Below are 25,522 nucleotides of genomic sequence, written 5' to 3'. Positions count from 1 at the left end.
TCAGTCTCCCAACGGCAAGTGATCGTCGCCGCCGCGGTAATCGTCCAGGGCGAGCTTGACCCGCCGCAGGCGCTCTTGATTGTCTTCAGGGTGAGCCAACGCCAGCTCGGTGGCGAGCACGTCGATGGCCAGCAGCATGCCGTAGCGCGCCGCCGTGGGTTTGTAGATGAACGAGGTCTCGGCGCCTTGCAGAGGCAGTACCACATCGGCCAGTCGGGCGAGGGGCGAGTCGGCTCGGGTGAGGGCCAGGATCGGCGCGCCGTAACTGCGGGCCAGCTCGACCGCCCCCAGCAATTCCGGGGTGATACCGGTGAGTGAGCAGGCGATGACCAGGTGTTCTGCACTCAATGAAGTGGCGGTGATGCGCATCATCACCGGGTCGCGGCAGGCAGCAATCGGGTAGCCGAAACGCACCAGCCGTACCTGCAACTCTTCACCGCACAACGCCGACCAGCCACCGAGGCCGAACGCATGAACCATCCGCGCCTTGCCAATCATCCGCACGGCATCGCTGAACCGTGATTCTTCGAACGCCGACAGATGCTGACGCAGGGTCGCCTCGATATCGCCGACGATCTGTCCATAAAACGCCGACTGCTCAGGCGCTCCGGCCGGGTCGAGAAAGCGGCTGCCGACACCGCTGGCCTGGGCCAGTTGCAAGCGCAGGTCGCGAAGGTCGCGGCAACCGACGGTGCGGGCGAAGCGCGACAGTGTGGCGCTGCTGACTTCGGCCCGTTGGGCCAGTTCATCCAGGCTGGCGGAAGCGGCAAATCCTACGTCGTCGAGCATCAGCCGGGCGATTCTTCCTTCGCCGGCGCTGAAGGAGTCCTGGCGGGAGCGGATCTGGTAGAGAATGTCCATGGCGCCTCCTGTGGAGTTACGGTGCGCTCAGAGCAAGCGCGAACGCCCGAGGGTCAAGGCGAACGCGACCACGGAAATCAGCGTTTCGAGCACGGTCCAGGTCTTGAAGGTTTGGGCGACGGTCATATTGAAGTATTCCTTGATCAGCCAGAAGCCGCCGTCGTTGACGTGGGAAAAGATAACCGACCCCGCTCCGGTGGCCAGCACCAGCAATTCGGGATGGGGATAACCCAGGCCGATCGCCACGGGCGCGACGATGCCCGAGGCCGTGGTCATCGCCACCGTGGCCGAGCCCGTAGCGACGCGCATCAGTGCGGCGAACAACCAGCCCATGACCAGCGGTGACAGCTGAAATTCCTGGGCCAGGCCGACAATCTGCTGGGTGACCCCGGCGTCCACCAGGATCCGGTTCAAACCGCCGCCGGCGCCCACTAGCAAAGTGATGCTGGCCGTCGGCGCCAGGCATTCGTTGGTGAACTTGAGGATCGATTCACGGTTGAAGCCCTGGGCCAGGCCGAGGGTCCAGAAGCTCAGGATAGTCGCCAGCAACAAGGCGATCACCGAGTTGCCGATGAACAGCAAAAACTGGTTGAAACCGCTGCCGGGGGTGGAAATCAGGTTGGCCCAGCCACCAATCAACATCAGCACCACGGGCAGGAGAATAGTCCCCAGGGTGATGCCGAAACCCGGCAACCTGACGCGCGGCTCGCGGTCGAGAAACTGCCGCTCCAGCGGGTTCTCGGCCGGCAGCTGGATACGCGGCACGATGAATTTGGCGTACAGGGGACCGGCAATGATCGCGGTAGGGATGCCGATCAGGATCGCGTACAACAAGGTCTGCCCCACCGAAGCCTGGAATGCCTGCACCGCCAGCATCGCCGCCGGGTGCGGCGGCACCAGAGCATGGACCACCGACAGCCCGGCGACCATCGGCAGCCCCACCATCAGGATCGACACGCCGACACGTCGGGCAATGGTGAACGCGATGGGCACCAGCAACACGAACCCGACTTCGAAGAACAACGGCAGCCCGACTAGAAAAGCGATGCACACCATCGCCCAATGGGCGTTGCGCTCGCCGAAGCGTTCGATCAGCGTCTGCGCCATCCGCTCGGCCCCGCCGGACTCGGCCATCATCTTGCCGAGCATCGTGCCCAGTGCCACCACCAGCGCGATGTGCCCCAGCGTCTTGCCGACACCGGCCTCATACGCCCCCACCACACCCGACGGCGGCATCCCGGCCAGCAGTGCCAGGCCAATGGACACCAGGGTAATCACAATGAACGGATTGAGCCGATAACGGGCGATCAGCACGATCAGCACAATGATCGCGATGGCCGCGTAGACCAACAGCCAGTAACCGAAAGCAGGGGCCATGCGTTACTCCTCGAATGGGGTCACGTCGATGTGTTGTGAAACTCATAAATCATTTCGACGGAGATTCTTCAAACCCACTGAAAGTAATTTTCGTACACAGACAAGAAATGTCGCTGACGGACATCGCGATGCAGCCGTCATGAAAATCCCGCGCTGGACTTTCATGCAGAACCGTTCTCTTGTGGCGAGGGGATTTATCCCCGTTGGGCTGCGCAGCAGTCCTAAGGCATTGGGCTCAATCTTACTGGCACACCGAGTTGCCTGGTTTGGGGCCGCTTCGCAGCCCAACGGGGATAAATCCCCTCGCCACAGACGGCTGGCCGCCCTCTGTCCAATTCCGTACCATCCGCAGCTGTTTTTGCATCACGCCCCGGTAGCCGACGCTCAACCGGGGCCCAGTCAGGTAAACCATGAAACCAGCACGTCTTCGCGCCGACGCCCTCGCCGGCCTCACCACGTCTTTCGCCTTGCTTCCCGAATGCATCGCCTTCGCCCTGGTAGCCCACCTCAATCCGCTGATGGGGCTCTACGGCGCGTTCATCATCTGCACGCTGACCGCCCTGTTCGGCGGGCGGCCAGGCATGGTGTCGGGCGCGGCGGGTTCGATGGCGGTGGTGATCATCGCGCTGGTGGTGCAACACGGCGTGCAATACCTGCTGGCCACCGTGCTGTTGGGCGGGCTGATCATGATGGCCTTCGGGCTGTTGCGGCTGGGCAAACTGGTGCGCATGGTCCCGCACCCGGTAATGCTCGGCTTCGTCAACGGCCTGGCGATTGTCATTGCGCTGGCCCAACTGGAGCATTTCAAGCAGGGTGAAACCTGGCTCAGCGGCGATCCGCTGTATCTGATGGCCGGCCTGGTGGCGCTGACCATGGCCATCGTCTACCTGCTACCACGCCTGACCCGCAGCGTGCCGCCGGCCCTGGTGGCGATCCTCGGTGTCGGCCTGGCGGTCTACCTGCTCGGCCTGCCCACCCGAACGCTGGGCGACATGGCCCATATCGCCGGCAGCTTGCCTGCCTTCGCCTGGCCCGATCTTCCCTGGAACCTGGAGACCCTGCAGATCGTCGCGCCCTACGCGGTGATCATGGCGATGGTCGGTTTGCTGGAAACCCTGCTGACCCTGAACCTCACCGACGAAATCACCCAGAGCCGCGGTTATCCGGACCGTGAATGCGTGGCGCTGGGCGCTGCCAACATCGCCTCCGGGCTGTTCGGCGGCATGGGCGGCTGCGCCATGATCGGCCAGACGGTAATCAACCTCAGCTCGGGTGGACGCGGACGGTTATCAGGCGTGGTGGCCGGGGTGATGGTGTTGCTGTTCGTGTTGTTCCTGTCGCCATTGATCGAGCGCATCCCACTGGCTGCGCTGGTGGGCGTGATGTTCGTGGTTGCGCAGCAGACCTTCGCCTGGGCCTCGCTGCGGGTGATCAACAAGGTGCCAAAGAATGATGTGTTGGTGATCATCGCGGTGACCGTCATCACGGTATTCACCGACCTGGCCGTGGCCGTGCTCTGCGGAATCATCATCGCGGCGCTCAACTTCGCCTGGCAACAGGCTCGGGAGCTGTACGCCGACACGCACCAGGAAGCCGACGGCAGCAAACTCTATCGCTTGCACGGCACGCTGTTCTTCGCCTCGACGACACCGTTCCTCAACCAGTTCGACCCGGCCAACGACCCGGCCCTGGTGACCCTCGATTGCCGCCACTTGCGCTTCGTCGACTACTCGGCCGTCGCCGCACTCAAGACCTTGCGCGAGCGCTACAGCAAAGCCGGCAAGCACTTGCGTGTGTTCCACCTGTCCGAGCGTTGCAAGCAAATGCTCAAGCGCGCGGGCGTGCAGCACGACTGACGACATGCCAACACAAACCCTGTGGGAGCGAGCTTGCTCGCGATAGCGGTGGGTCCGCCAACTTCAACGCTGACTGACTTGACGCCATCGCGAGCAAGCTCGCTCCCACAAAGGGGCTTATTCTGCTGGCACTACCGGCGTCACTCACACCATCTCATCAAGAATCCACTCCACCACCGACGTTCGCTTCGGCGTCCAACCCAGCAGCTCACGGGCGTTCTTGCCCCGCACCCGGCTGTTGGAACCCAGGCCATAGTTGGCCATTTCGTAGCCCCACTCCCCTTCGGCATCGGCCAATGGCCAGTCCTGCGGTTCGCCCAGGTTCAGCACTCGGGCCATGGCGGTGGTCATGTCGATAAACGAAGCTTCGCCGCTTTCGACGAAGTAGAACGTGCCTGGCTGGTTACGGGTCAAGGCGAGTTTGTATAACTCGACCACGTCCTCGATGTGCACGTTGGACCAGATGTTCTGCCCCGGCCCGACATGCCGCACCACCCCGCTTTTACGGGCCTGCTTGAGCAACCGCGGCAGCTGCACACTGTCGCGTTTCACGCCCAGGCTGTGGCCGTAGATCAAGGTGTTGCAGATCACCGCCGAGTTCACGCCGTGTTTCGCCGCGTCCAGGACCAGATTATCGATAGCGACACGGGCGGCCTTGTCGGCGGTGGGGGGCGGCAGGTTGTCTTCGTAGAAGATGGCCTCGCTGGAACGACCGCCCGAAGCATCGCCGACAATGCTCGAACCGCTGGTGTGCAGCAACACTTTGTTCGACCCCTTGAGTCCTTCGATCAAGGCCTCTACCGCACCGCGATGATCGCTGCTGGCGGCATTGATCACCGCGTCGGCGGCACGTGCCTGTTCGTTGAGCAGCGCGCTGTCTTCGAGGGTGCCGATGACCGGCTTGATACCCAGTGCAGTCAGCTCGCTCGCCTGTTCGGCGCTACGCACCAGACCGGTGACGTGATGCCCGGCGCGGGCCAGGCCGGTGGCGATGGAGCCGCCGATGAAACCGGCAGCGCCAGTGACGAATACGTTCATGAAAGAACTCCTTGGCAGATCAGTGATGGGACGAGTATCGGGGACCGATCCTTGGCGAAACAGTCCACATTGCCCAAATCACTCTTGCCTGGAAATCACGAATCAACCCTTGAATTCCCGCGAGGCGTAGTCGGCGAGCTTGCCCTGGATGAAGTCCAGGAAGCACTGGATCCGCAAGGCCAGTTGCGAGTTGCGGTAGTACACGGCATTGATCGGCTGGCGATACCCGCTGTTGGCATCGGCCAGCAGCACCTTCAGCCGACCGGCCTGGATGTCTTCGCGGGTCATGAAGTCCGACAGGCAGGCAATGCCCTGCCCTTGCAGCGCCAGGTGCCGCACAGTCTCGCCGCTGGACGCGCTGATGGCTGGCTGGATCGGCCAACGATCACCGTGTACGTGGCGCAGCGGCCACTGGTTGAGACCCTCGTTCTGGGCAAACCCCAACAGCGCATGACCGGCCAGCTCGGCGACGCTTGACGGCGTGCCGTGCTGCTTCAGATAAGCGGGGCTGGCCAGGATGTGCAAGGGGCTACAGCCCAGGGCGCGGGCATGGAGCGTCGAGTCCGTGAGGGTGCCGATGCGAATGGCGATGTCGGTGCTTTGCTCCAGCAAATCGATGATCAGGTCGTTGCTGTTGAGTTCTAGCTGGATGTCCGGGTAGAGCCGGCGGAATTCTTCGATGTGCGGGACGATGGCGTGCAGCATGAACGGCGAGGCCGCGTTGATCCGCAAGCGTCCTGCGGGATTTTTCTGGCGGGACGACAGGCGTTCCTCCAGTTCATCCATCTGGTCGAGGATGCCTTTGGCCTGTTCGAAGAAATACTTGCCCTCCTCGGTCAGGTCCATGCGTCGGGTGGTGCGGTTGATCAGCGTGGTGTCGAGCTTGGCCTCCAGCCGCGACAACGTGCGGCTGACCGCCGACGGCGTCTGCCCGACCTGCTCGGCGGCGGCAGAGATCGATCCGCATTCGATCACGCAGACGAAAATCTGCAACTCGTCGGATCTGGCTTTCACGTATCCCCCTGTCGATTGATCTTTGTGGCGAGGGGATTTATCCCCGCTGGGCCGCGAAGCGGACCTTAGCCAACGACGCGATGTACCTGAGCAATCATGTCGTCAGCCTCGGCGTCTGCTTCGCAGACGAGCGGGGATAAATCCCCTCGCCACAGATCCACCATGCCCCGGACCATACAGATAGTAACGGGGTACGTCGCAAAAAGGTCACGCCTTCAGGCCGAACACCTCGATCAAATGCCGCTCATACCGCGCCACGTCTTCTTCGATGTTCGGACGTTTCATCACGTCCACGCACAGGAAGGTCGGCAGGCCGGTCATGCCCAGGAACTGGTTGGCTTTGTGGAATGGAAAGTACACCGCGTCCACGCCCGTGGCTTCGAAGAAATCAGTCGGATCGTCGAAGGCTTGCTGCGGGGCATTCCAGGTCAAGGACAACATGTATTGCTTGCCTTGCAACAGGCCACCGCTGCCATATTTCTGCGACGCATCGGAACGGGTCCGGCCGTCGCTGGCGTAGAGGCTGCCGTGGCCTTCTGTGAAGACTTCGTCGATGTACTTCTTGACGGTCCACGGCGCGCCCATCCACCAACCCGGCATCTGGTAAACGATCACGTCGGCCCAAAGGAACTTGGCGACTTCCTCCTTGATGTCGTAGCCGCCGTCGATGAAGGTGGTTTTCACATCAACACCGCCACGGTCCAACACACTGACCGCCGTGTCGTGGAGGGTGGCGTTGTAGCGACCGTCGGAATGAGCGAATTGTTTGCCGCCGTTGAGCAACAGGACCTTTTTCATGGAGAGCCTCATCGGGTTCCACGGCACGGGCCACTGCATGGCCGCCGGATGGAACGGTTGAAAACGATGGCGGCAGCGTACCGATGAGCCTCGCGCGGAATAAGCACCGGCACGGCAAAACTGATTTGACCAAAACGCACGAATCAACAGCGGATTATTGCCATAGGATTCAGCCGACTTTCATTTCAGGAGGCACCTGATGAGCGAACTGCACGGTTTCATCCTTCACGCCAAGACCCGTCCGGAAAAAGCCGAGGCCTTCGAAGCGCTGTTTCGTGCCTATGTCGAGCCAAGCCGCGCCGAGCCCGGCTGCATCGAATATCACATGTTGCGGGACCAGCAAGACCCGACGCTGTTTATCTTCTATGAGATCTGGGCCTCCCAGGCGCACCTGGATGTGCACTCGAACCTGCCACACATGAAGCAGTTCTTCGAGCAGCGCATGGATTACCTGGAGCGCGACTTCGAAATCCGCCGCATCGACATGCTGAGTGCGTCCTCGGCTAGCCGTTGATCATCAAGTGCCCGCCGAGCGCGCCGAGGCCGATGAAAAATACCCGTTTGAACAACACGGCGCTGATCCGCTGGCGCAACCATTGCCCCAGCCACATCCCCAGCAGCGCCGGTGCCAGCGCCAGCAACGAAGCGCTCAATTCGCCCCCGCCCAGTGCGCCGCGCCACAACAGGCCGGCGGCCAGGGCCAGGGTAGAAACGGTGAAAGACAGGCCCAGGGCTTGCACCAGTTCATCCTTGCTCAAGCCCAACGCTTGCAGATAGGGCACCGCCGGAATGACGAACACTCCGGTGGCGGACGTGATGAGGCCGGTCAGCAACCCACAAAGCGGGGCGATCCACGGCTCGACATGGGCGCCGACCCGCAGCGTTGGCAGCAACAGCCCGCTCAGCGCATACAGCACCAGCGCCCCACCCAAGGCCCGCACCACCCAGGCCCCACCCGTCATACCGAGCCACAGCGTACCAAGCCCGGTGCCGATGAAAATCGTCAGTAGCAGCGGCCACAGGCGGCGGAGCAGGGCTTGCAGATGACCACCAAATGCCAATTGCCAGAAATTGGTCAGGGTCGCCGGGATGATGAGCAGCGCCGCAGCCTGCGTCGGAGCCATAGCCAGCCCAAGCAAGCCCATGGCGATGGTCGGCAGGCCGAGGCCGATCACGCCCTTGATGGTTCCGGCCAGCAGGAAGGTGCCGATGACCAGCAAGGAAAGGGCCAGGCCGAGATTTTGATAGAAAGCGATGAGTGTGTTCATGGGGGTATCGTGCGCCCCGGAACATGGCTTGGAAATCTGCCATATAATGATGGTGCCTCTCTTTCTGCAAGAGGCTGTGAATTCGCTGATGCTCGCGATGATGATAAACCAGACGCCACAGCACTTGAGACAGGATCCCCGCCCATGCACTTCGACCTCACCGACCTGCGTCTCTACCTGAACATCCTCGACACCGGCAACATCACCGCCGGTGCGGCTCGCAGCCATTTGTCCCTGGCCGCGGCCAGTGCGCGGGTCCGGGCCATGGAAGCTTCCCTGGGCATCGATCTGCTTGAGCGCGGACGGCGTGGGGTAACGCCCACTCCCGCAGGCAAAGCCCTGGCCGAGCATGCCCGGATCCTGCTGCAACAAGCCGAACGCCTGCAACAGGACCTGGCCGAATACGCCAAAGGCATCAAAGGCCGGGTGCGGCTGCTGTGCAACACCAGCGCCATGACCGAATACCTGCCCGAGCTGCTGGCCGATTTTCTCCAGGCCCATACCAACCTCGACATTGACCTGCAGGAATTGCCCAGCTCACGGATCACCCATGCGCTGCGCCAAGGCGCGGCAGACCTCGGTATCGTTTCCGACGCAGTGGACAGCGAGGGTCTTCAGACCTGGCCTTTTCGCGACGATCCGCTGGTATTGATCCTACCGACCGGACACCCCCTGGCTGACGGTCGCGCCGTACGTTTCAGCGAAACCCTCAGCCACGATTATGTCGGCCTGAACGCCTCCAGTGCCCTGGCGATCCACCTGGAAGAGCAGGCCCTGCACATCGGCTCACGTATGCAAGTCCGCATTCGCGCCGATGGTTTCGACGGGCTGATTCGTATGGTGGCCCACGGTGCAGGCATTGCCATCGTGCCGAAGGCTGCCATCGACCGGCGCCCACCCGAGCCGTCGTATCAATGCATCCCGCTGCAAGAAGCCTGGGCGCACCGGGCGTTGCTGCTGTGCGCCCGCAACTTCGACGGTTTGCCGGCCTACGCCACGGCCCTGGCTCGGCATCTGGCCGATTGATGCGCGCTTCTGGATAGCCCGATGTCGACCACAGACATCTACCCGCTCATGCCGCACGTTAGGGTGCCTGTTCTCTTCCGCCCCTTTCGGAGCTCACATGACCGCACCCATCACCGTCCTGCGCGACACCCATCCGCTGCCCGTACTCGATGCCTGCAAATGGGAAAAACTCGAAGGCGACCCGCACACCGTCAACCTCAACGCCTACACCAGCGAAGACGGCAGCAAGATCATGGGCACCTGGATCTGCACACCCGGCAAATGGTATGTGGAATACGTGAAGTGGGAGTACTGCCATTTCCAGGAAGGCTACTGCATCATCACCCCAGAGGGCATGGAGCCGATCCATCTGCGCGCCGGTGACATCTTCGTCATCGAGCCAGGCATGAAAGGCACGTGGGAAGTGGTCGAGACCGTGCGCAAATATTTCGTCTTTGCCTGAAACAAAAAACCGAGAGACCACCCGACATGGCCTCTCGGAAAACAACTTCTGGAATGCATAACCCTGTGGCGAGGGGATTTATCCCCGCTGGGCTGCGAAGCAGCCCTGAAATCTGACGCCCCGGTGTGCCAGATGAATAGAACTGACTGTCTTTGGGCCGCTTCGCGACCCAGCGGGGATAAATCCCCTCGCCACAAAAGCTTCAGAGCACTGCAGGTTTTACTGCGGCTTGCGATAGCTGTTCACAATCGCCGAAAAATCCTTGCCACCCTCACCCCGCTGGCTCATCGCCTGGTACAACTGCTGCGCCACCGCCCCCAGCACCACCGGCTGATGAGCCTGCCGCGCGGCTTCGGTGGCCAGGCCCAGGTCCTTGAGCATCAGGTCGGCTCCAAAGCCACCCGTGTAGCCACGGGACGCCGGTGCTGTGTCGATCACGCCCGGCCACGGGTTGTAGGTGTCCGAACTCCAGCAACGGCCCGTTGAACTGTTGATGATGCCGGCCAACACCTGGGTGTCGATCCCCAAGGCATCGCCCAGCGCCATGGCTTCGCTGACGCCCACCATGGAAATCCCCAGCAGCAGGTTGTTGCAGATCTTGGCTATCTGCCCGGTGCCGACTTCGCCACAGTGCACGATGTTACGACCCATTTGCGCCAGCACCGGTTGCAAGGTGGCGAACAACTCGGCCGTGGCACCGACCATGAAGGTCAACGTACCCGCCGCCGCACCACCGGTACCACCCGAGACCGGCGCATCGGCCATCGCCACCCCTTGTTTCGCCGCGGCAGCCGCCACGTCGCGGGCGGTTTGTGGATCAATGGTGCTGCAATCCACCGCTGGCGTGCCGGCAGCGATACCAGCCAGCACGCCGTCTTCACCCAGCCAGACACTGCGCACATGGGCGGCGGCCGGCAGCATGGTGATCACCAGAGCAGCGCCCTGGGCCGCGTCGCGCGGCGAGGTACTGATCGTGCCGCCCAACGCCGCCAGTTCAGCCAGCACCGTCTGGTTCAGGTCGAACAGGTTCAGCGAATGGCCAGCCTTGAGCAGGTTGCGCGCCATGGGGGCGCCCATGTTGCCCAGGCCGATAAAAGCGATGTTCATGTCCGGCTCCTTAACGCAAATTGATGGTGGTGTTCACACCGTCATTGACGCTGTCATCATCGAACCAGCGCGCGGTCACGGTCTTGGTCTGAGTGTAGAACTGCACCACTTGTTTGCCGTACGGACCAAGGTCGCCGAGTTTCGAACCACGGGAACCGGTGAAGCTGAAGAACGGCACCGGCACCGGGATCGGAATGTTGATGCCCACCTGGCCGACGTCGATTTCGCTCTGGAATTTGCGTGCCGCCGCGCCGCTCTGGGTGAACAGGCCGGTGCCATTGCCGAATGGGTTGGCATTGACCAGGGCAATCGCCTGATCCAGGGTGTCGACTTCCAGCACCACCAGCACCGGGCCGAAGATTTCCTCGGTGTAGATGCGCATCTCGGTGGTCACACCGGAAAACAGGGTCGGGCCGACAAAATTGCCCTGCTCGAAACCCGGCACGCTGATACCACGACCATCGAGCTCCAGCTTCGCCCCTTGCTGCACGCCACTCTCGATCAATTCGAGGATCCGTGCCTTGGCGCGCTTGGAAATCACCGGGCCGACGTCAGTGCCCGGCTCGCTGCCGGCATTGACCTTGAGTTTCTGTGCCAGGGCCTTGAGCTCTGGCAACCACTGCTTGGCCGCGCCCACCAGCACCACCACGGAGGTGGCCATGCAACGCTGGCCCGCCGCGCCAAAACCGGCGCCGACCAGGGCGTTGAGGGCCTGCTCACGATTGGCATCGGGCAATACCACCGCGTGGTTCTTGGCGCCCATCATCGACTGCACACGCTTGCCGTGGCGACCCGCCAGGTCATACACGTGGGTGCCGACCGCCGTCGAGCCGACGAACGAAACCGCCTTGATGTCCTTGTGGGTGCAAAGCGCATCCACCACGTCCTTGCCGCCGTGTACCACATTGAGCACGCCCGCCGGTACGCCGGCCTCGATGGCCAGCTCCACCAGCAGCATGGTCGACAGCGGATCCTGTTCCGATGGCTTGAGCACAAAGGTGTTGCCGCAGGCGATGGCCATCGGGAACATCCACAGCGGAATCATCGCCGGGAAGTTGAACGGAGTAATGCCCGCGCACACCCCGATCGGCTGGCGCAGGGTGTAGGTGTCCACGCCACCGGCGACGTTCTCGGCAAATTCGCCCATCTGCAGGGTGCCGATGGAACAGGCGTGCTCGACCACTTCCAGGCCACGGAAAATATCGCCCTCGGCGTCAGCGATGGTCTTGCCCTGTTCGGCGCTGAGCACCGCGGCGATGCGCTTTGAATGCTCGCGGATCAACGCCTGGAGCTTGAGCATGATGCGCATCCGCGCGCCGATGGGCGTCAGTTTCCAGGTCTGGAAAGCACGCTGGGCAGCGGCGATGGCGGCATCGACTTCCGAGGCCGTGGCGAACGGAACCTTTGCCAACACTTGCTGGGTGGCTGGGTTGACGATGTCGTGCCATTCGCTGGATTGGGATTCGACCCACTCGCCATCGATCAGCAGTCTGACGGTTTGCAGGGTGGTGTCGCTGGGCGTAAGGGAAACGTTCATGCTGGCCTCCGGGATTGTTCTTATAGAGAGCGCTGCTTCAGCAAAGACCAAGGTGCATGAGCACACATGGTGATGAGACTGTTTTTGGAGTATAGATGTGCAAACTTCTAATAAGAACGCACATAAAAACCGGTCCAACATGCAAAAAAACATCACCTCCCTGGGGTCGCTGAATTGGGACGACCTCAAGTTCTTCCTCGAAGTGGCCCGCACCCGCAAGGCCAGCACGGCCGCCAAGCGCCTGGCCGTCGACTACACCACGGTGTCGCGACGCATCAGCTCGCTGGAAGCCTCGTTGGGCACGCTGCTGTTCGAGAAATCCCGGACCAACGGTTTTGTCCTGACGGCCGAAGGCCAGCGCCTGCTGGGTTACGCCGAATCGATCGAAAGCACCTTGCACATGGCCTGCGAACAGGTCTCAGGCTCTGGCGTCGCACTGTCCGGCCACGTACGCATGGGCTGCACCGAAGGCTTCGGCAGCTTCTTCATCACCCCGCAACTGAGCCACTTCGTCGACGCCTACCCGGCCATTTCGGTAGACATCCTCCCGCTGCCACACTTCATCAGTCTCTCCAAGCGCGAAGCCGACATCGTCATCGCCCTCGAACGCCCCGAACACGGCCCTTATGTATGCTGCAAATTGTGCGACTACCGGCTTCAGCTCTATGCCACCCAGCCCTACCTGGACAACCACCCACCCATCCTGCGCCCGGCAGACCTGGGCAAGCACTCGTTCATCAGCTACGTGGATGATCTGGCGTTCAGCTCCGAATTGCTCTACCTGGCCAACGTCCTGCCCGGCGCCAACGCCCACCTGCGCAGCACCAGCGTGATTGCGCAATTCGTGGCAGCGCAGCAAGGGCGCTCGCTGGCGATCCTGCCCTGCTTCCTCGCCGCCCAGGACCCACGGCTGTTGCCGGTGCTGCCGGAGGACATCACCGTCACCCGGCAGTTCTGGATGTACTGCCGGGAAGATTTGAGGAAGCTCAAGCGGATTACGCTGTTGTGGGACTACATCCGCGAAGTGACCGAACAGAATCAGCCACTGCTGATGGGCGACAGCCGGGAGATGGTGTTCGCCGACTAGTCGGCGATGACCACGATGGCGACACGGCGGTTTTCGGTGCGGCCGCTGGCGGTGTCGTTGGAGGCGACCGGTTTGCTACTGCCCAGGCCGCGCAGCTGGACATTCTCTTCGCGCATGCCAACGCTTGTCAGCACCTTGCCCACGCTGGCGGCCCGCCGCCTCGACAGTTGTTCGTTGTAGGCCTGGGAACCCGATGCGTCGGTATGACCATCGACACGTACCCGCTCGATGCCCGCCTCCAGCAACGCCTTGCCGATGCGCTCGACGATTTCGGTACTGGCCGGGTTGAGGTTTTCCACATCGCTGCCGAACAACACCTTGCCCGACAAACCGAAGGCCCAGCCATCTTCGGTCAATTCGAAGCCTTGGTGCTTGAGTACGGCAATTTGCGCCGGGGTCAGACCTTTCGGCGGAGCCGTCTGGCAACCGCTCAGCGCCATGACGAGCAAGAAAAGCGCCGCGAACCAGCGCAGGGAAAATTGAGGGTATGAACGCACGAGTCAGCTCCTGGTTTGAAGATCAGCGACGGAGTGATCCGACCCCGCCGTATGTTGACCGCCTCGAGCGAGGCGTTTGGCTTGGTACATCGCCGCATCGGCGGCGTGGAGCAGAGTGCCCGGTGTGGCACCATCATCGGGGTAAACGGCAATGCCGATACTGAGGGACGTCAGCACTGAAGCATTGCCGGGCAACTGAATCGGCAGTTCCATGCTGGCAATGATTTTCTCAGCGATCCGTTCAGCGTCCTCGGCCTTGTGCAGGGGGGCCAGCAGCACGGCGAATTCATCGCCTCCCAGGCGCGCGACCAAGTCGTCTTCACGCAACTGTGCCCGGACCCGGGTCGCCACGGCCGTCAGCACCGCGTCACCGGCAGCGTGGCCGAAATTGTCGTTGATGCCCTTGAATCGGTCGCTGTCCAGGTACAACACGGCCACTTGCTCGTTGAGCTTGCTGGCGTTGCGCAAGGCGCGGATCAGCCGGCCCTCGAAAAACGCCCGGTTCGGCAAGCCGGTCAAGCTGTCGTGGCTGGCCTGGTGTGCCAGGGTTTCGTTTTCGCTTTGCAGGTGAGTCTGCCAGGACTCCAGTTCGTCGAGCAGTGCATTGAAGTCATTGGCCAGATTATCCAGTTCGGCGATGGCGGCCGGCGGCACGCGCCGGTCCAGGGCCCGCTCGCTGCGTGCCGCGTGGGCCACTTCGGCCAGGCTGCGCAAGGGTCCGGTGATCGCCCGCAACTGACGTCGCGCCAGATAAAGCGCCACCCAGGCACTCACCGCCGTGCACAAAATGATCCCCGCCAGACCGCTGAGCAAAAAGCGCAACAAGCTGCCGCCATGCCCTGCCAATAGAATGCTGCCGATGTTCCGCCCTTGGTGAACGATCGGCAGACTGATGGGTTTTTCCAAAAACGCCTTGGCAATGTGCACTTCCAGCCCCGACAACAGGCCGGTTTCCGGTCGCTGCCAGTGCGCCAACAGGCGGCCATGTTTATTGAACACCTGAGCATCGGCGACTTCCTCGGTGGAGGCGATCAAGGCCAGTGCTTCGGTGGCCGCAGCCGAGTCATCGAACACCACGGCGGCTTCCACGGTGTAGTTGATCGAACGGGCGATCAGATGCAGGTTGTGATCGGCGTAGACCCGCAAGGCAAGCACACCCAGCAACGTCAGGGAAACGCTGGCCATGGTGATCGCCACCAACGCGACAATCAGGTGGCCGCGCCCGATGACCGAGCCCAGGGTGGGACGGATCCGCGATTTGGACAGGCTCATGGTACTGCCGGCCTGCGACGGGAAAGCTGCAGAACGCTCGGATGGATACGCACGCCACTGCGCGCCACCGAGTCGAGGTTGACCTCGAACGATACCTGCTCATCACCGACCCGCAGACAGAACAGGCTCCCCACGGTGCACTGGTCACCGCCTTCGCTGATGCTCAACACGGGCTTGCCGATCAGAGAATCAAACAGACGGGTGCGCTCGTCGCTGGTCAGCCTGCCAATGTAGACGGCGTTGCAATCCGTAGCGATGTTGGGGTGATCGGCCAGCAATCGCTGTACGGTCACCGGTCGACCGGTGGCCTGGGTGGTGCCTTTGACCAGGTCGTCGGTGTATTGAGTCGGGCCGACGATGCACAGTTGCAACTGTGCAGGCTCCACTGGCCAGCGTGCGTAGCTGAGAATGCCCAAGACCACTTGAGTGACCGATTCGGCCCGCTGTTCAGCCCGACTCGTGGAGGGCGGGGCTTCGGCAAGCACCATAGGCGACAGCAGCCACAGAAGACCGGCAAGCAGATAATGCCTCCAGTCCTTGCTGCGCACCGCCTCCCGAACCGCCACTTTCATGGAAAATCTCTTAGCCACACGATAAGTGTCGGAACGATAGCACAGTGCCAAAAAGCCAGCGAGCCGGCGCCCTACGGACATATCTGACAGAAAACAGTCAAAATCGTGACTCCGGCATCGAATCACGAAATCTGATCATTCAGTCATCACCCTCCAACTCCAACATGAGCCCGCTCAAACGCTTGACCTTGCGCCGCACCGCCTCCTCGAACACCCCCGCTCGTGGCTCAATCAAGCTGAACCATTGCTTGCCCCGGGTAATGGCGGTGTACACCAACTCCTTGGTCAATACCGGGTTCAGCGCATCCGGGAGGATCAACGCGGTATGGGTGAATTCCGAGCCCTGGGATTTATGCACCGTCATGGCATACACGGTTTCCACATCATTCAGGCGGCTGGGCAGGACGAAACGCACACCGCCCCGGCCATCGTTGCGCGGGAAAGCGACCCGCAGAACCTGTTTGCCGGCATCGGGGCCATCACGCTCGGGCAACTTGAGGGCGATACCGATATCGCCGTTCATCAGCCCCAGCCCATAGTCGTTGCGGGTCATCAGCACCGGGCGCCCTTCGTACCACTGGTGATCGCTATCGATAAGGCGGGCCTTGAGCAAGGCGGCGGTGATTCGCAGGTTCAGTCCTTCGACGCCCCACGGACCTTTGCGCACCGCGCAAAGCAATTGGAATTCGTCGAAGGCCGCCAGGACTTCCCGAGCCCAATCGGCCCAGCAACGGTCTTCCAGCGGGCGAGAAATGCTCGGGCGTCGCTGCCGTAGCAGGCTCAGGTAATGCCGATAACCCTGGGGGCCACCTGGCTTGCCGTCGAGTAACAGCTTTTCCAGTTTCGTGTCGTGTTCACTCGCCAATTTCAGGGAAGACAGGTCGGCATGCTGCCCTTGCTCCAGCAACTGACGGGCTTTTTCCGGCTGCTGCTGGTTGACCCAGCGAGCCAGTTGACCGATACCGCTGCCTTCGCCGAAGCGCCGGGAATGCCTGAGCATGACCACTTGCTGTGCCAGCGGATGAGTGCCGTCGAGGTCCTGTTGCAGGTCACTGGCCGCCAGGCTTTCACCACTGACCGATTCAAGCCAGGCTCGGGTCCGGGGGCTGTACCAGCCCTCCTCGGCGTCTCGACACAAATCCCCCAGCACCGCACCGGCTTCTACAGAGGCCAACTGGTCCTTGTCCCCCAGCAACACCAACCGTGCATGGGCCGGCAATGCATCCAGCAGATTGGCCATCATCTCCAGGTCAATCATCGACGCTTCATCAACCACCAGCACATCCAGAGGCAAGCGATTGCCTGCATGATGGCGAAAATGCCGGGTGCCGGGGCGGCTGCCCAGTAAACGATGGACTGTCGTAACGTCGCAGGGAATCCGTTCGCGCACAGCCTCGTCCACATCCAGGGTCCGGACCTGCTGGCTGATGGATTCGGTCAGGCGCGCCGCCGCCTTGCCAGTGGGTGCAGCCAGGCGAATTCGCAGCGGCTTCCCAGCCTCGACGGCCGGAGCCTGCAACAACGCCAGCAGGCGCACAACGGTGGTGGTCTTGCCGGTACCCGGGCCGCCGGTCACGATGCTGAAGGCCCCGCGAGTCGCCAGCGCGCAGGCCAGCTTTTGCCAATCGATCGGGGCGTTGGCATTGGCCGGCCCGAACAGCCCGTCCAAACGCTCGCGCAGGTCGCCGGGCGCCGCTTCATGCTCGATAAGCCGTTGACGCAACGCTTCATCGATCCGCCGTTCGTAACCCCAGTAGCGGCGCAGATAAAGGCGCTTGCCAGAGAGCACCAACGGACGTTGCTGCGCCTCTTCGCTCCCATCCACGGCCAGGGCCACCAGACGACTGGACGCCAGGGCCTTGCACCAATGGACGCCATCCAGCGTCGCCAATATTTGCGATGGCAACAGCATCGCGCCCGTCTGCAGGTCACCCTCGGGAGGCAGCGACAGCGCAAAATCCGGTTCATTGAGGGTCTCGAACACATCCAGGCAAACATGCCCGTGCCCCAGTTGATGGCTGGTCAACGCAGCAGCGAGCAGGACCAAAGGGTCATCGTCGGGCGCCAGCTCATGGAGGAACGCCACGAATGCCTTGTCCAGGGCGCGCAACCAGCCGCGCTCGACCCAGCGCGTCAGTAACAACAGCAGGTCCTGCGCACGGCTCAAGGGCGCCAACTCCACCAGGCTTTCGTCGTCGGAGGACTTGGGCAGCAGGTCGGAAAAAGAACGACTCATAGCAACTCTCCCTGTACCCACGCCGGTTCAGCCTTGGGTTCGGTCGCTCCCTGGAACAGGCGATCCAGTTGTTCGATCAATGCCCGTGGCGGCTTGGTGAAATACACACCCTGACTGGCTGAGCGGGTTCCGCGAAGAAACAGGTACAACGCGCCGCCGACATGCCGGTCGTAGTCGTAATCGGGGAGCCGTGCCTTGAGCTGGCGATGCAGGGCCAACAGGTACAGCACGTATTGCAGGTCGTAGCGATGGTCCAGGATCGACTGTTCCATGGCCGGCACGGTGTAGGCCATGTCATCGACACCCAGCCAGTTGGATTTGTAATCGGCCACGTAGTACCGACCGTCGTGCTCGAACGTCAAATCGATGAAGCCCTTGAACATGCCGTTGAGCAGCACCGGCTCCGCCGCGACGCGGGCCACACCGCCATGGGTGAACCGGCAAACCAGCTGGTCGAGCTTTTGCACATCGACCTTGTGGCTGGCGAACCAGAACTCCATCTCCACCTGGAATCGGCTCAAGTGTTCGAGCACCACTGGCGCCTGGTCGTTTCCGACGTGCATGGGCATCTTGATCAGGTGCTGCAGCCAATCGCTCAGCGTCGTGATCCAGCCTTTCCAGCCTCGGCGATTGCAGCGTCGGGCAATGGCATCGTCGATATCCGCTGGTGCCGATGAAAAGCCCTCCCCAGCGGCCCACTCCAACAGGCCATGGAGGAAAGTGCCGGGGTTGGGGCCACGGGGAAAGCGGTGGATGTCGCCACCGACAGCAAGGGTCTCCCTGGGAGCGTCCGGGTCCAGTCGTTCATCGTCGAACAGTTTCTGGGCCTGGGGACTCTCTGGCGCGGTATCGCTACCTTCGCCCAGGCTTTCGCTGATGCGCAGGGCACTGTAGGACGCGATCCACCAGTTTTCGCTGGCTTTTCGCAAGGGCACCAAGGGTTCAAGCAACACGGCTTCGTTGCGCGGGGGCCGGTAGTGCTCATCGGTGGCCTCGGGCATTGGCTGGTAGCTCACCGCGTCACTGCCTTGTTGCAGGTCTTGCAGCCAACGCCTCAATTCCACCGACTCGTCCAGCGGTGCACCACCGCCCAATAGATACCCCAGCGCGGACACATGGAGGATCGAGCGATTGTTGCTGCCCCGCTTGAGATCCGCGACACCTAGCCAGCAGGCATGTTGTGCACGGGTCAGTGCCACGTAGAGAAGCCGCAGATCCTCGGCCAGACGCTCGTCATCGGCCTTGGCGATCAATTCGGCAGTGGGCTTGAGGCTGATCTGCGCCTTGTTGGCCTCATCGTGGTAGTGCAACGGCAATCGACTGCCGTCCACCGGTTTCGTCGAGCAGATGAAGGGCAAGAAGACCAACGGATATTCGAGGCCCTTGGACTTGTGGATCGTGACCACCTTGACCAGTTGCTCATCGCTTTCCAGTCGCAGGATCTGCTCTTCCCCCGCTTGCCCGGACAAGGCCAGGTGCTCGGACAAATGCCGGATCAAGGCTTGTTCGCCATCCAATTCACCGGCGGCCTGTTGCAACAGTTCGCAAAGGTGCAACAAGTTGGTCAGCACCCGCTCGCCATCGCTGCGCGCCATCAAGGCCTGGGGCAGTTCGAAATCATGCAGCAGGCGCCGCAACATCGGCAGAACGCCCTGGCTGCGCCAGACCGTACGATAACCGCGGAACTGCATGACCCGGGCTTCCCAGGCCAGCTCATCCTGATTGAGACGCTCCAGCTCCGTCAGCGACAGGTTCAACGTGATGCTGGCCAGGGCCGCCCGTAGCGGTCGTTCGGCATCCGGCTCGGCACAGGCCCTGAGCCAGATCAGCAAATCCCGCGCTTCCTGCGAGGCAAAGACCGAATCCTTGTCGGACAGATACACACTGCGCACGCCCCGCGCGGACAACGCGTCTCGCACCGCCTGCGCTTCTTTACCATCGCGCACCAGGATGGCGATATCTGCCGGGCGCACGCCTCGCAGCACTTTTCCATCGACCGTGAAGCCATCGCGTCCCGACTGGCCGCCGTTGAGCAACGCCGTGATCTCACTGGCGCAGGCGGCCGCCATGGATTGTCGATACACCGCACCGGAAAGTGGCTGGTCCGACGACAGGTGCCAGATGTTCAGCGCCGCGACCGCCTGCCCAGCGACCTGCAAGGACTCCTTGCGCCCCTGGGACTCAACGGACAGGAACGGCACCGGGTTCTCGCCCGAAGGTTCACGGAACAGAAAGGCGCCACGGCCCTTCGGGCGGGACTCGGCGTTCTGGAAAATATGATTTACCGCACCCACCATGGCATGGCTGGAACGGAAATTCGTGCCCAGCGTATGCAGCCTGCCAGCAGTGGCTTCGCGAGCGCGCAGGTAGGTATAGATGTCGGCACCGCGAAAAGCGTAGATCGCCTGCTTCGGATCGCCGATCAGGAAAAGTCCGGTCCCAGGGTCGTTGTCTTCGATACGGTAGATGCTTTCGAAGATGCGGTATTGAACCGGGTCGGTGTCCTGGAACTCATCGATCAGCGCCACCGGAAACTGTTCGCGGATCAGGCTCGCCAGACGCTCGCCGCCGTCGGCCTGCAGGGCCGCATCGAGACGCAGCAGCATGTCATCGAAGCCCATCTCGGCGCGGCGACGTTTCTCTGCCTCGAAGCGCGTCCCGACCCATTGCGCGGCATGCTGCAACACGGCGGCATCTGGCGTGGGCAACGCATCCAGGCTGGCCTTGAGACTGGCCATGGCGTCCAGCCCGGGATGGTTGGGCACTTCACCTTTCCAGGCTTCGGCCATGCCCTCGGGCGTCAACCGCGTGAATCCGGTGCCGATGTCCAACAGCTCAAGGCTTTCGTCATCGACCCAGGCAGTAATTTTCTGAAACCATGGCTCGAAGTAACGCGCCTGCATCTTGCGTCCGTCGACAGACTTGCTGGCAACGCCTTGCTGGCAGATCTCCAACAGTTCCACCGCCCATTGCCGCCACGGCGCCTTGAGATCGAGCAAGGCGGCACTGCGCTCCTGCAAGGCCGCGGCGATGAGTTCAGCAGGCTCAAGCCCGTCGCCGTCGCTATGCTCGCTGGAAAACAGACCTCGCACCCGCGGCAACAGCGCAGCAGGCCCTCCCCAATGGGTACGCACCCAGTTCAGCGCCTCGCCTTGCATCGAATAGCAGAACAACCGCCAATAATCGCGCAGAACCTCGCCCAGCAATTCGCTGTGGTCGGTTTCCAGGGTCTGGGTGAACAGGCTGCCGCTGTCGAAAGCATGCTCACGCAACATGCGCTGGCACCAACTGTGGATGGTCGAGACGGCCGCTTCGTCCATCCACTGCGCAGCAATGTCCAGCCGGTTCGCGCAGCCAGGCCATTGCTCAGCGTTGAACTCATCGCGCAACGCGGCGATCAGCGAATCCGGGGCGGGAATTTCGTCACGGAAGAAACGCGCCGCTTCGGCCAGACGGGTGCGAATTCGTTCACGCAACTCTTTGGTGGCAGCGTCCGTGAAGGTCACCACCAGAATTTGCGGTGGAAGCAACTCGCGACCAAAGCCGGACGCCGGACCGCCATGCCCCAGCACCAGACGCAGGTACAGCGCCGAGATGGTGAAGGTCTTGCCGGTGCCGGCGCTGGCCTCGATCAGTTGGCTGCCACGTAGCGGGAAAGCCAGGGCCAAGGGTGTCTGTCGACTCATGAACGGGCTTCCTCGCCGACCAATGAACGCCATGGGGCTTCGAGCAACGGCCGGTAAAGCGCATCGCACCAATCGGGGAATGTTTCGTCAGCCATCAAGGCATCGAAATCAGGAAACTGTCGAGCCAATGCCGGACTTTCCCGCCGCTCGCCTTCAAACGTCTGTCCATCGCCCTCATAGACTTTGCGAACCGCGGCTTCGGCCTTGACCGGATCAGTCTGGCCGAGCCAGGCGAAAGCCGTCTTCACCGCGATCGGTAGCGGCTGGCGCATACCGGTCTGCCAGGCCAGCAGCATGTCGCCCAGTAGCCTGTGTGCGACAGGCTCCTCAAAAGGTGCCAGCAGCAAGCTGTCATCACTGGCTACCAATGCCGTCGTCAACGACAAGCCATTAGCGCAGGCCACGAGATGGTTGACCCAAGGCCGTATCAGGCGATGCCACTTACGGGTCTTGGTGGAACCGATGCTGTTGGGTATGGCCGTGATGGCGAGGACCGCACCGTCGGAACGCTGATGCAAACCGCTGAGCCACCCTTCGACATTCACTCCCTGCAATTGCAGGCTGACTGGCACAGCGCTGACCGACGGTGTCGGCCATAACGCCAGAAGCTGTTGGTATCGCTGGAGCAGATCCGGCAGGGGTTCGATCAATTCACGCTGCATGCATTCACCGAAACCGGCCATGGGTAACAGGCCGCTGTTCTGCAGTCTTTTGGCGTGAGCGGTGAGGGCAAGATCCGGCTGGTCCAGGCGTACCAGGGCGGCCTCGAGCAAGCTGTCACTCAAGCTGTAGCGTTGCAGTGCATCAAGCACGAAAGGTTCGTCATCGGCCAAAGGCGCTTCGATGGCCTCGAAGAACACTTTCAACCGCTGACTGAAGAAATGGCGGACAGGATTGCGTAGGAAATCCTGCAACTGCCCAAGGCCCAAGGGCTCCTCCTGGACATAGGGTTCCAACACCTGGTTCTTGTCGGTGTTATCGCAAACGCCATGGAGCATCCGCCATTCGCTGGCGTAACTGAACAGCTCGTCACCTTCATGGAAATAACGTGCACTGAACGGTTGCAACGGATGCTCCTGGGTCAGGGCATCGAGAAGAGGCTTGCTGTCATCTGCCAACCGCCAGCCACTGGCGAGATGATCGCGCAGTTGGCCGATCAACACCGATGCCGGGCGCTCGCTGTTGTCGCGAATACTGCGACCCACCCAACTGATGTACAGCTTTTCCCGGGCAGAAAGCAGCGCTTCCAACAGCAGGTAACGGTCGTCCTCACGGCGGGAACGATCGCCCGGACGATAATCGCCCCCCATCAGGTCGAAGTCCAAAGGCGGCTGGGCTCTCGGGTAATCACCATCATTCATCCCCAGCAGGCACACCAGCTTGAAGGGAATCGCGCGCATTGGCATCAAGGTACAGAAGTTGACTGCGCCGGCCAGGAAACGCTGGGACAGTCGCCCCTGATCCAGTCCGGCCAACCACGCCTCGCGTACCACCGTCAGCGGCAATTCATCGTGCAGCCCCACCGACTCACAGGTTTCCAGCCAGGTTTCACGCAAGTCTTCGAGTTGGGCCAGCAAATAGTCGTCATGCTCGTTGCTTGCCTGGAAAAACAGCTGCATCAGATCTTGCAGGCGTGAACCCCATTGCTGCGGCGATGCCGGCCGGGTAAGTTCCTGATGGGCGACTTCCAGGGCATCCAGAAATGCAACCAAGGGACCGATCAACGCCGCGTCCAGGCCACCGATCTCGTCATAGGGCTCAATGCCCTCATAAGCGTTGGAACTGCCAACGGCATACCCCAGCAACATGCGACGCAAGCCGAAATGCCAGCTGTTCTGCTCAAGCTCGGCAGGCAGGCCCAACCCGGCACGGTGTTCGGCGCTCATCCCCCAGCGAATCCCGGCGCCTTCGATCCAGCGGTGCAGTGTCGGCAGGTCGGCCTCATCGATGCCAAACCGTTCGCGCAACGCGGGGACATCCAGCAGATCGAGGATTTCGCTCACCGGAAAGCGACTGTCCGGCAGCTTGAGCAAATGCTCGACGGCGATCAGCAATGGATCACGTCCACGCTGGCCCTGGTCGGTCAGCGTGAAGGGAATGAACCGTGGGTCGCTCCTGTCGAGCTGGCCGAACACTGCGCGAATGTGTGGTGCATAACTATCAATGTCCGGGACCATGACGATGATATCCCGTGGGCGCAGGGTCGGATCCGCACTGAAGTAGGCCAGCAATTGGTCGTGAAGAATTTCGACTTCACGCTGGGCGCCGTGGGCCACATGAAAACGGATCGAGCCGTCTCGCTCCGTATCGACGATAGGCCAGTGTTCCCGGGTTTCATTCAGGGGGCGCAGCTCCAGGATGTCATCCTGCAACTGGCTGAGAAGGGTTGTAGGAGTTCCATCAGTGAACAGGTCAATTCGCCCATCACGAAACACCGAGCGATAGCTGTTGGGGTCATCGTAGCTGTCAAGCAGGTTGATATAGTCGCGCCCTTGCTTACCCCAGGCGGCCAATAACGGATGGGCATGTTGATGCAGGGTTTGCGGATCGAGGACGACGGGCATGCCAGCCTTGCGTGCCTGGCGCTTGTATTGATGACGCAGCAAGTCCTTGTCGGCGACGATGTCCGCCCAATGATGGCGACACGGGTTATGCACGCAGAGCAGAACCTGGCTGAACCGGGAAAGACCGGCGAGCGCCTCCAGGACCTGGGCAGGCAACGAAGAAATACCAAACACGATGACCCGTGCGGGCAGGCCTTTCGGAGCGGCTTCCAGGCTGTTGATACGTTCCATGTAGCGCTGATGAACGCCAGCACGGCTTTGCGCCATGCCTTGTTCCCCCACATCCAGCAACAAGGCTCGCCACAGTTCCGCTTGCCAGCAATTTGCCGGCGCGAGCGGCTTGATTTCGCCTCGGACATTTCTCGTCTGGTGTCGACCTTCCGCCCAATCCTCAAGCCAGTCGGCCCGGTAGACCTGATACTGGTCGAACAGATCGGCAAGACGCTCGGACAGTTGATAGCGCTTGCGCAAGTCGGTGTCGTGGGTAAGGAATCGTCGCAGAGGTTCGAAATGGGGCTGCTCAATCAACTGCGGCAGCAGACGCATCAGGCGCCAGGTCAGCGGAGCCTTGTCCAATAGGGACTTGGCCGGAATTTCGTCGCGTCCCAGGACTGTTCGATAAAGTTGCCACATGAAACTGCCCGGCAGTTGCACATCAATGGCAGCCGCAATACCGCAGCCACCGGAATCATCGTCTTCCGGGTCTTCAGCCAGTGCGAGCTTGAGCCATTGGGCAATGCCGTTGCTCTGTACCAGGGCGATTTCATTTTCAAGGGGGGCCAGCGGATAGCGCCGCATCAAGCTGATCACCAGGCTGCGCAATTCATCAAGGCGATTCCCGTGAACCACCATGAAAGCTGGGCTGAGGGACGTTGCGTCCGGCATGAAAGGCATCCTTGAAAATGCAAAAGCTAGGGGCAGAACCTTAGCACTGTCGGGGGGTTGTGACAGCCGGGAGCAATCCGCGCTTGTCGTAAGAACTTTCTTGCGGGCAAAACAAAACCCCTACCTGCATCAGCAGATAGGGGTTTCGGAATTTAATCTTGACGATGACCTACTCTCACATGGGGAAACCCCACACTACCATCGGCGATGCATCGTTTCACTTCTGAGTTCGGGATGGGATCAGGTGGTTCCAATGCTCTATGGTCGTCAAGAAATTCGGTAGCCAGCGCGTGCCTTGCGGTCACGTTCCAGCAAATGGGTATGCGATAGTTTGTGTGCTGCGCTCGAGTCTCTCGAACTTTCGGTTCGTTTCGTCTTCACACACCGCAATCTGGTCTC

The 25,522-nt window shown here is 61.6% G+C and carries 19 protein-coding genes and 1 rRNA gene; 5 read left to right on the top strand and 15 right to left on the bottom strand.

The features are described 5' to 3' along the window. Together BT116_RS05515 and BT116_RS05510 are read right to left on the bottom strand one after the other, a co-directional pair. Nucleotides 1-861 carry a MurR/RpiR family transcriptional regulator gene (locus BT116_RS05515; protein WP_072340889.1) on the bottom strand — a complete coding sequence of 287 codons (861 nt, stop codon included), beginning with the start codon at nt 859-861 and terminating at the stop codon, nt 1-3. Nucleotides 862-888: 27 nt separating this feature from the next. After that, entirely contained in the window at nt 889-2,238 is a 1,350-nt protein-coding gene (locus tag BT116_RS05510; protein ID WP_072340886.1) for a GntT/GntP/DsdX family permease, read from the bottom strand. 410 nt (nt 2,239-2,648) lie between these two features. Here BT116_RS05510 and BT116_RS05505 point away from each other — a divergent pair, with 410 nt between their 5' ends. Further along, nucleotides 2,649-4,094 carry a SulP family inorganic anion transporter gene (locus tag BT116_RS05505; RefSeq protein WP_072340883.1) on the top strand — a complete coding sequence of 482 codons (1,446 nt, stop codon included), beginning with the start codon at nt 2,649-2,651 and terminating at the stop codon, nt 4,092-4,094. 144 nt (nt 4,095-4,238) lie between these two features. Here the strand turns inward: BT116_RS05505 and BT116_RS05500 are convergent, their stop codons facing one another. The 3 genes from BT116_RS05500 to BT116_RS05490 form a co-directional block, all read right to left on the bottom strand. Beyond that, on the bottom strand, nt 4,239-5,132 hold the full coding sequence (locus BT116_RS05500; RefSeq protein WP_072340880.1) for an NAD-dependent epimerase/dehydratase family protein: 894 nt from the start codon (nt 5,130-5,132) through the stop codon (nt 4,239-4,241). Between the two features lie 102 nt (nt 5,133-5,234). Beyond that, nucleotides 5,235-6,146: a LysR family transcriptional regulator gene (locus tag BT116_RS05495; protein WP_072340878.1), complete on the bottom strand. Its 912-nt coding sequence runs from the start codon at nt 6,144-6,146 to the stop codon at nt 5,235-5,237. 207 nt (nt 6,147-6,353) lie between these two features. After that, entirely contained in the window at nt 6,354-6,944 is a 591-nt protein-coding gene (locus BT116_RS05490; RefSeq protein WP_072340875.1) for an NADPH:quinone oxidoreductase MdaB, read from the bottom strand. Nucleotides 6,945-7,143: 199 nt separating this feature from the next. On the opposite strand from BT116_RS05490, the gene BT116_RS05485 reads away from it, so the two are divergent. Next, nucleotides 7,144-7,458: a putative quinol monooxygenase gene (locus BT116_RS05485; protein WP_063323063.1), complete on the top strand. Its 315-nt coding sequence runs from the start codon at nt 7,144-7,146 to the stop codon at nt 7,456-7,458. Here BT116_RS05485 and BT116_RS05480 read toward each other — a convergent pair. Then, complete coding sequence (locus BT116_RS05480) at nt 7,448-8,212, bottom strand: sulfite exporter TauE/SafE family protein (RefSeq protein ID WP_072340872.1); 765 nt, start codon at nt 8,210-8,212, stop codon at nt 7,448-7,450. The genes BT116_RS05485 and BT116_RS05480 overlap by 11 nt on opposite strands. A gap of 144 nt (nt 8,213-8,356) precedes the next feature. Here BT116_RS05480 and BT116_RS05475 point away from each other — a divergent pair, with 144 nt between their 5' ends. Continuing rightward, entirely contained in the window at nt 8,357-9,238 is an 882-nt protein-coding gene (locus BT116_RS05475; RefSeq protein ID WP_072340869.1) for a LysR substrate-binding domain-containing protein, read from the top strand. Between the two features lie 97 nt (nt 9,239-9,335). Next, on the top strand, nt 9,336-9,680 hold the full coding sequence (locus tag BT116_RS05470; RefSeq protein ID WP_024781087.1) for a cupin domain-containing protein: 345 nt from the start codon (nt 9,336-9,338) through the stop codon (nt 9,678-9,680). A 219-nt stretch (nt 9,681-9,899) separates the two neighbouring features. Here BT116_RS05470 and mmsB read toward each other — a convergent pair whose 3' ends face one another. Continuing rightward, on the bottom strand, nt 9,900-10,787 hold the full coding sequence (gene mmsB / locus BT116_RS05465) for a 3-hydroxyisobutyrate dehydrogenase (RefSeq protein WP_072340866.1): 888 nt from the start codon (nt 10,785-10,787) through the stop codon (nt 9,900-9,902). A gap of 10 nt (nt 10,788-10,797) precedes the next feature. Beyond that, entirely contained in the window at nt 10,798-12,324 is a 1,527-nt protein-coding gene (locus BT116_RS05460; protein ID WP_072340863.1) for a CoA-acylating methylmalonate-semialdehyde dehydrogenase, read from the bottom strand. A 139-nt stretch (nt 12,325-12,463) separates the two neighbouring features. Here BT116_RS05460 and BT116_RS05455 point away from each other — a divergent pair, with 139 nt between their 5' ends. Beyond that, complete coding sequence (locus BT116_RS05455) at nt 12,464-13,411, top strand: LysR family transcriptional regulator (RefSeq protein ID WP_072340857.1); 948 nt, start codon at nt 12,464-12,466, stop codon at nt 13,409-13,411. Here the strand turns inward: BT116_RS05455 and BT116_RS05450 are convergent. From BT116_RS05450 to rrf, 7 genes are all read right to left on the bottom strand, one after another. Further along, the gene (locus BT116_RS05450; protein WP_371856156.1) at nt 13,408-13,851 is read right to left on the bottom strand and encodes an outer membrane lipoprotein YfiB; all 444 of its coding nucleotides are present in this window, start codon (nt 13,849-13,851) and stop codon (nt 13,408-13,410) included. The two genes, BT116_RS05455 and BT116_RS05450, sit on opposite strands and share 4 nt — an antisense overlap. Before the next feature lie 60 nt (nt 13,852-13,911). Next, on the bottom strand, nt 13,912-15,180 hold the full coding sequence (locus BT116_RS05445; RefSeq protein WP_072340852.1) for a diguanylate cyclase DgcN/YfiN: 1,269 nt from the start codon (nt 15,178-15,180) through the stop codon (nt 13,912-13,914). Next, nucleotides 15,177-15,752 (bottom strand): regulatory sequestration protein YfiR, encoded by a 576-nt coding sequence (locus BT116_RS05440; protein ID WP_072340849.1) that lies wholly within the window; start codon nt 15,750-15,752, stop codon nt 15,177-15,179. Before BT116_RS05440 ends, BT116_RS05445 begins: the two co-directional genes overlap by 4 nt. A gap of 139 nt (nt 15,753-15,891) precedes the next feature. Then, nucleotides 15,892-17,988, bottom strand: a complete 2,097-nt coding sequence (gene recD / locus BT116_RS05435) for an exodeoxyribonuclease V subunit alpha (protein ID WP_072340846.1) — start codon at nt 17,986-17,988, stop codon at nt 15,892-15,894. Further along, entirely contained in the window at nt 17,985-21,674 is a 3,690-nt protein-coding gene (gene recB / locus BT116_RS05430; RefSeq protein WP_072340844.1) for an exodeoxyribonuclease V subunit beta, read from the bottom strand. The genes recD and recB overlap by 4 nt, the downstream gene beginning before the upstream one ends. Then, complete coding sequence (recC, locus tag BT116_RS05425) at nt 21,671-25,123, bottom strand: exodeoxyribonuclease V subunit gamma (protein WP_072340842.1); 3,453 nt, start codon at nt 25,121-25,123, stop codon at nt 21,671-21,673. Before recC ends, recB begins: the two co-directional genes overlap by 4 nt. A 156-nt stretch (nt 25,124-25,279) precedes the next feature. Beyond that, nucleotides 25,280-25,395: ribosomal RNA gene (gene rrf / locus BT116_RS05420) — 5S ribosomal RNA — on the bottom strand. Nucleotides 25,396-25,522 lie beyond the last annotated feature (127 nt).

Source organism: Pseudomonas sp. NFACC16-2, assembly GCF_900119205.1.
GTDB classification, from domain to species: Bacteria; Pseudomonadota; Gammaproteobacteria; order Pseudomonadales; family Pseudomonadaceae; genus Aquipseudomonas; species Aquipseudomonas fluorescens_Q.
The sequence above is the reverse complement of the archived record's forward strand: the minus strand, read 5'-3'. Positions and strand labels throughout refer to the sequence as shown.

Excerpts from the sequence above, each read along its gene's own strand:
- BT116_RS05500 (WP_072340880.1), bottom strand. The coding sequence starts at position 5,132 with ATGAACGTATTCGTCACTGGCGCTGCCGGTTTCATCGGCGGCTCCATC.
- BT116_RS05470 (WP_024781087.1), top strand. The coding sequence starts at position 9,336 with ATGACCGCACCCATCACCGTCCTGCGCGACACCCATCCGCTGCCCGTA.
- BT116_RS05490 (WP_072340875.1), bottom strand. The coding sequence starts at position 6,944 with ATGAAAAAGGTCCTGTTGCTCAACGGCGGCAAACAATTCGCTCATTCC.
- recC (WP_072340842.1), bottom strand. The coding sequence starts at position 25,123 with ATGCCGGACGCAACGTCCCTCAGCCCAGCTTTCATGGTGGTTCACGGG.
- BT116_RS05510 (WP_072340886.1), bottom strand. The coding sequence starts at position 2,238 with ATGGCCCCTGCTTTCGGTTACTGGCTGTTGGTCTACGCGGCCATCGCG.
- BT116_RS05475 (WP_072340869.1), top strand. The coding sequence starts at position 8,357 with ATGCACTTCGACCTCACCGACCTGCGTCTCTACCTGAACATCCTCGAC.
- BT116_RS05485 (WP_063323063.1), top strand. The coding sequence starts at position 7,144 with ATGAGCGAACTGCACGGTTTCATCCTTCACGCCAAGACCCGTCCGGAA.
- BT116_RS05460 (WP_072340863.1), bottom strand. The coding sequence starts at position 12,324 with ATGAACGTTTCCCTTACGCCCAGCGACACCACCCTGCAAACCGTCAGA.
- BT116_RS05480 (WP_072340872.1), bottom strand. The coding sequence starts at position 8,212 with ATGAACACACTCATCGCTTTCTATCAAAATCTCGGCCTGGCCCTTTCC.
- BT116_RS05505 (WP_072340883.1), top strand. The coding sequence starts at position 2,649 with ATGAAACCAGCACGTCTTCGCGCCGACGCCCTCGCCGGCCTCACCACG.
- BT116_RS05445 (WP_072340852.1), bottom strand. The coding sequence starts at position 15,180 with ATGAGCCTGTCCAAATCGCGGATCCGTCCCACCCTGGGCTCGGTCATC.
- BT116_RS05515 (WP_072340889.1), bottom strand. The coding sequence starts at position 861 with ATGGACATTCTCTACCAGATCCGCTCCCGCCAGGACTCCTTCAGCGCC.
- BT116_RS05440 (WP_072340849.1), bottom strand. The coding sequence starts at position 15,752 with ATGAAAGTGGCGGTTCGGGAGGCGGTGCGCAGCAAGGACTGGAGGCAT.
- recD (WP_072340846.1), bottom strand. The coding sequence starts at position 17,988 with ATGAGTCGTTCTTTTTCCGACCTGCTGCCCAAGTCCTCCGACGACGAA.
- mmsB (WP_072340866.1), bottom strand. The coding sequence starts at position 10,787 with ATGAACATCGCTTTTATCGGCCTGGGCAACATGGGCGCCCCCATGGCG.
- BT116_RS05455 (WP_072340857.1), top strand. The coding sequence starts at position 12,464 with ATGCAAAAAAACATCACCTCCCTGGGGTCGCTGAATTGGGACGACCTC.
- BT116_RS05450 (WP_371856156.1), bottom strand. The coding sequence starts at position 13,851 with ATGGCGCTGAGCGGTTGCCAGACGGCTCCGCCGAAAGGTCTGACCCCG.
- recB (WP_072340844.1), bottom strand. The coding sequence starts at position 21,674 with ATGAGTCGACAGACACCCTTGGCCCTGGCTTTCCCGCTACGTGGCAGC.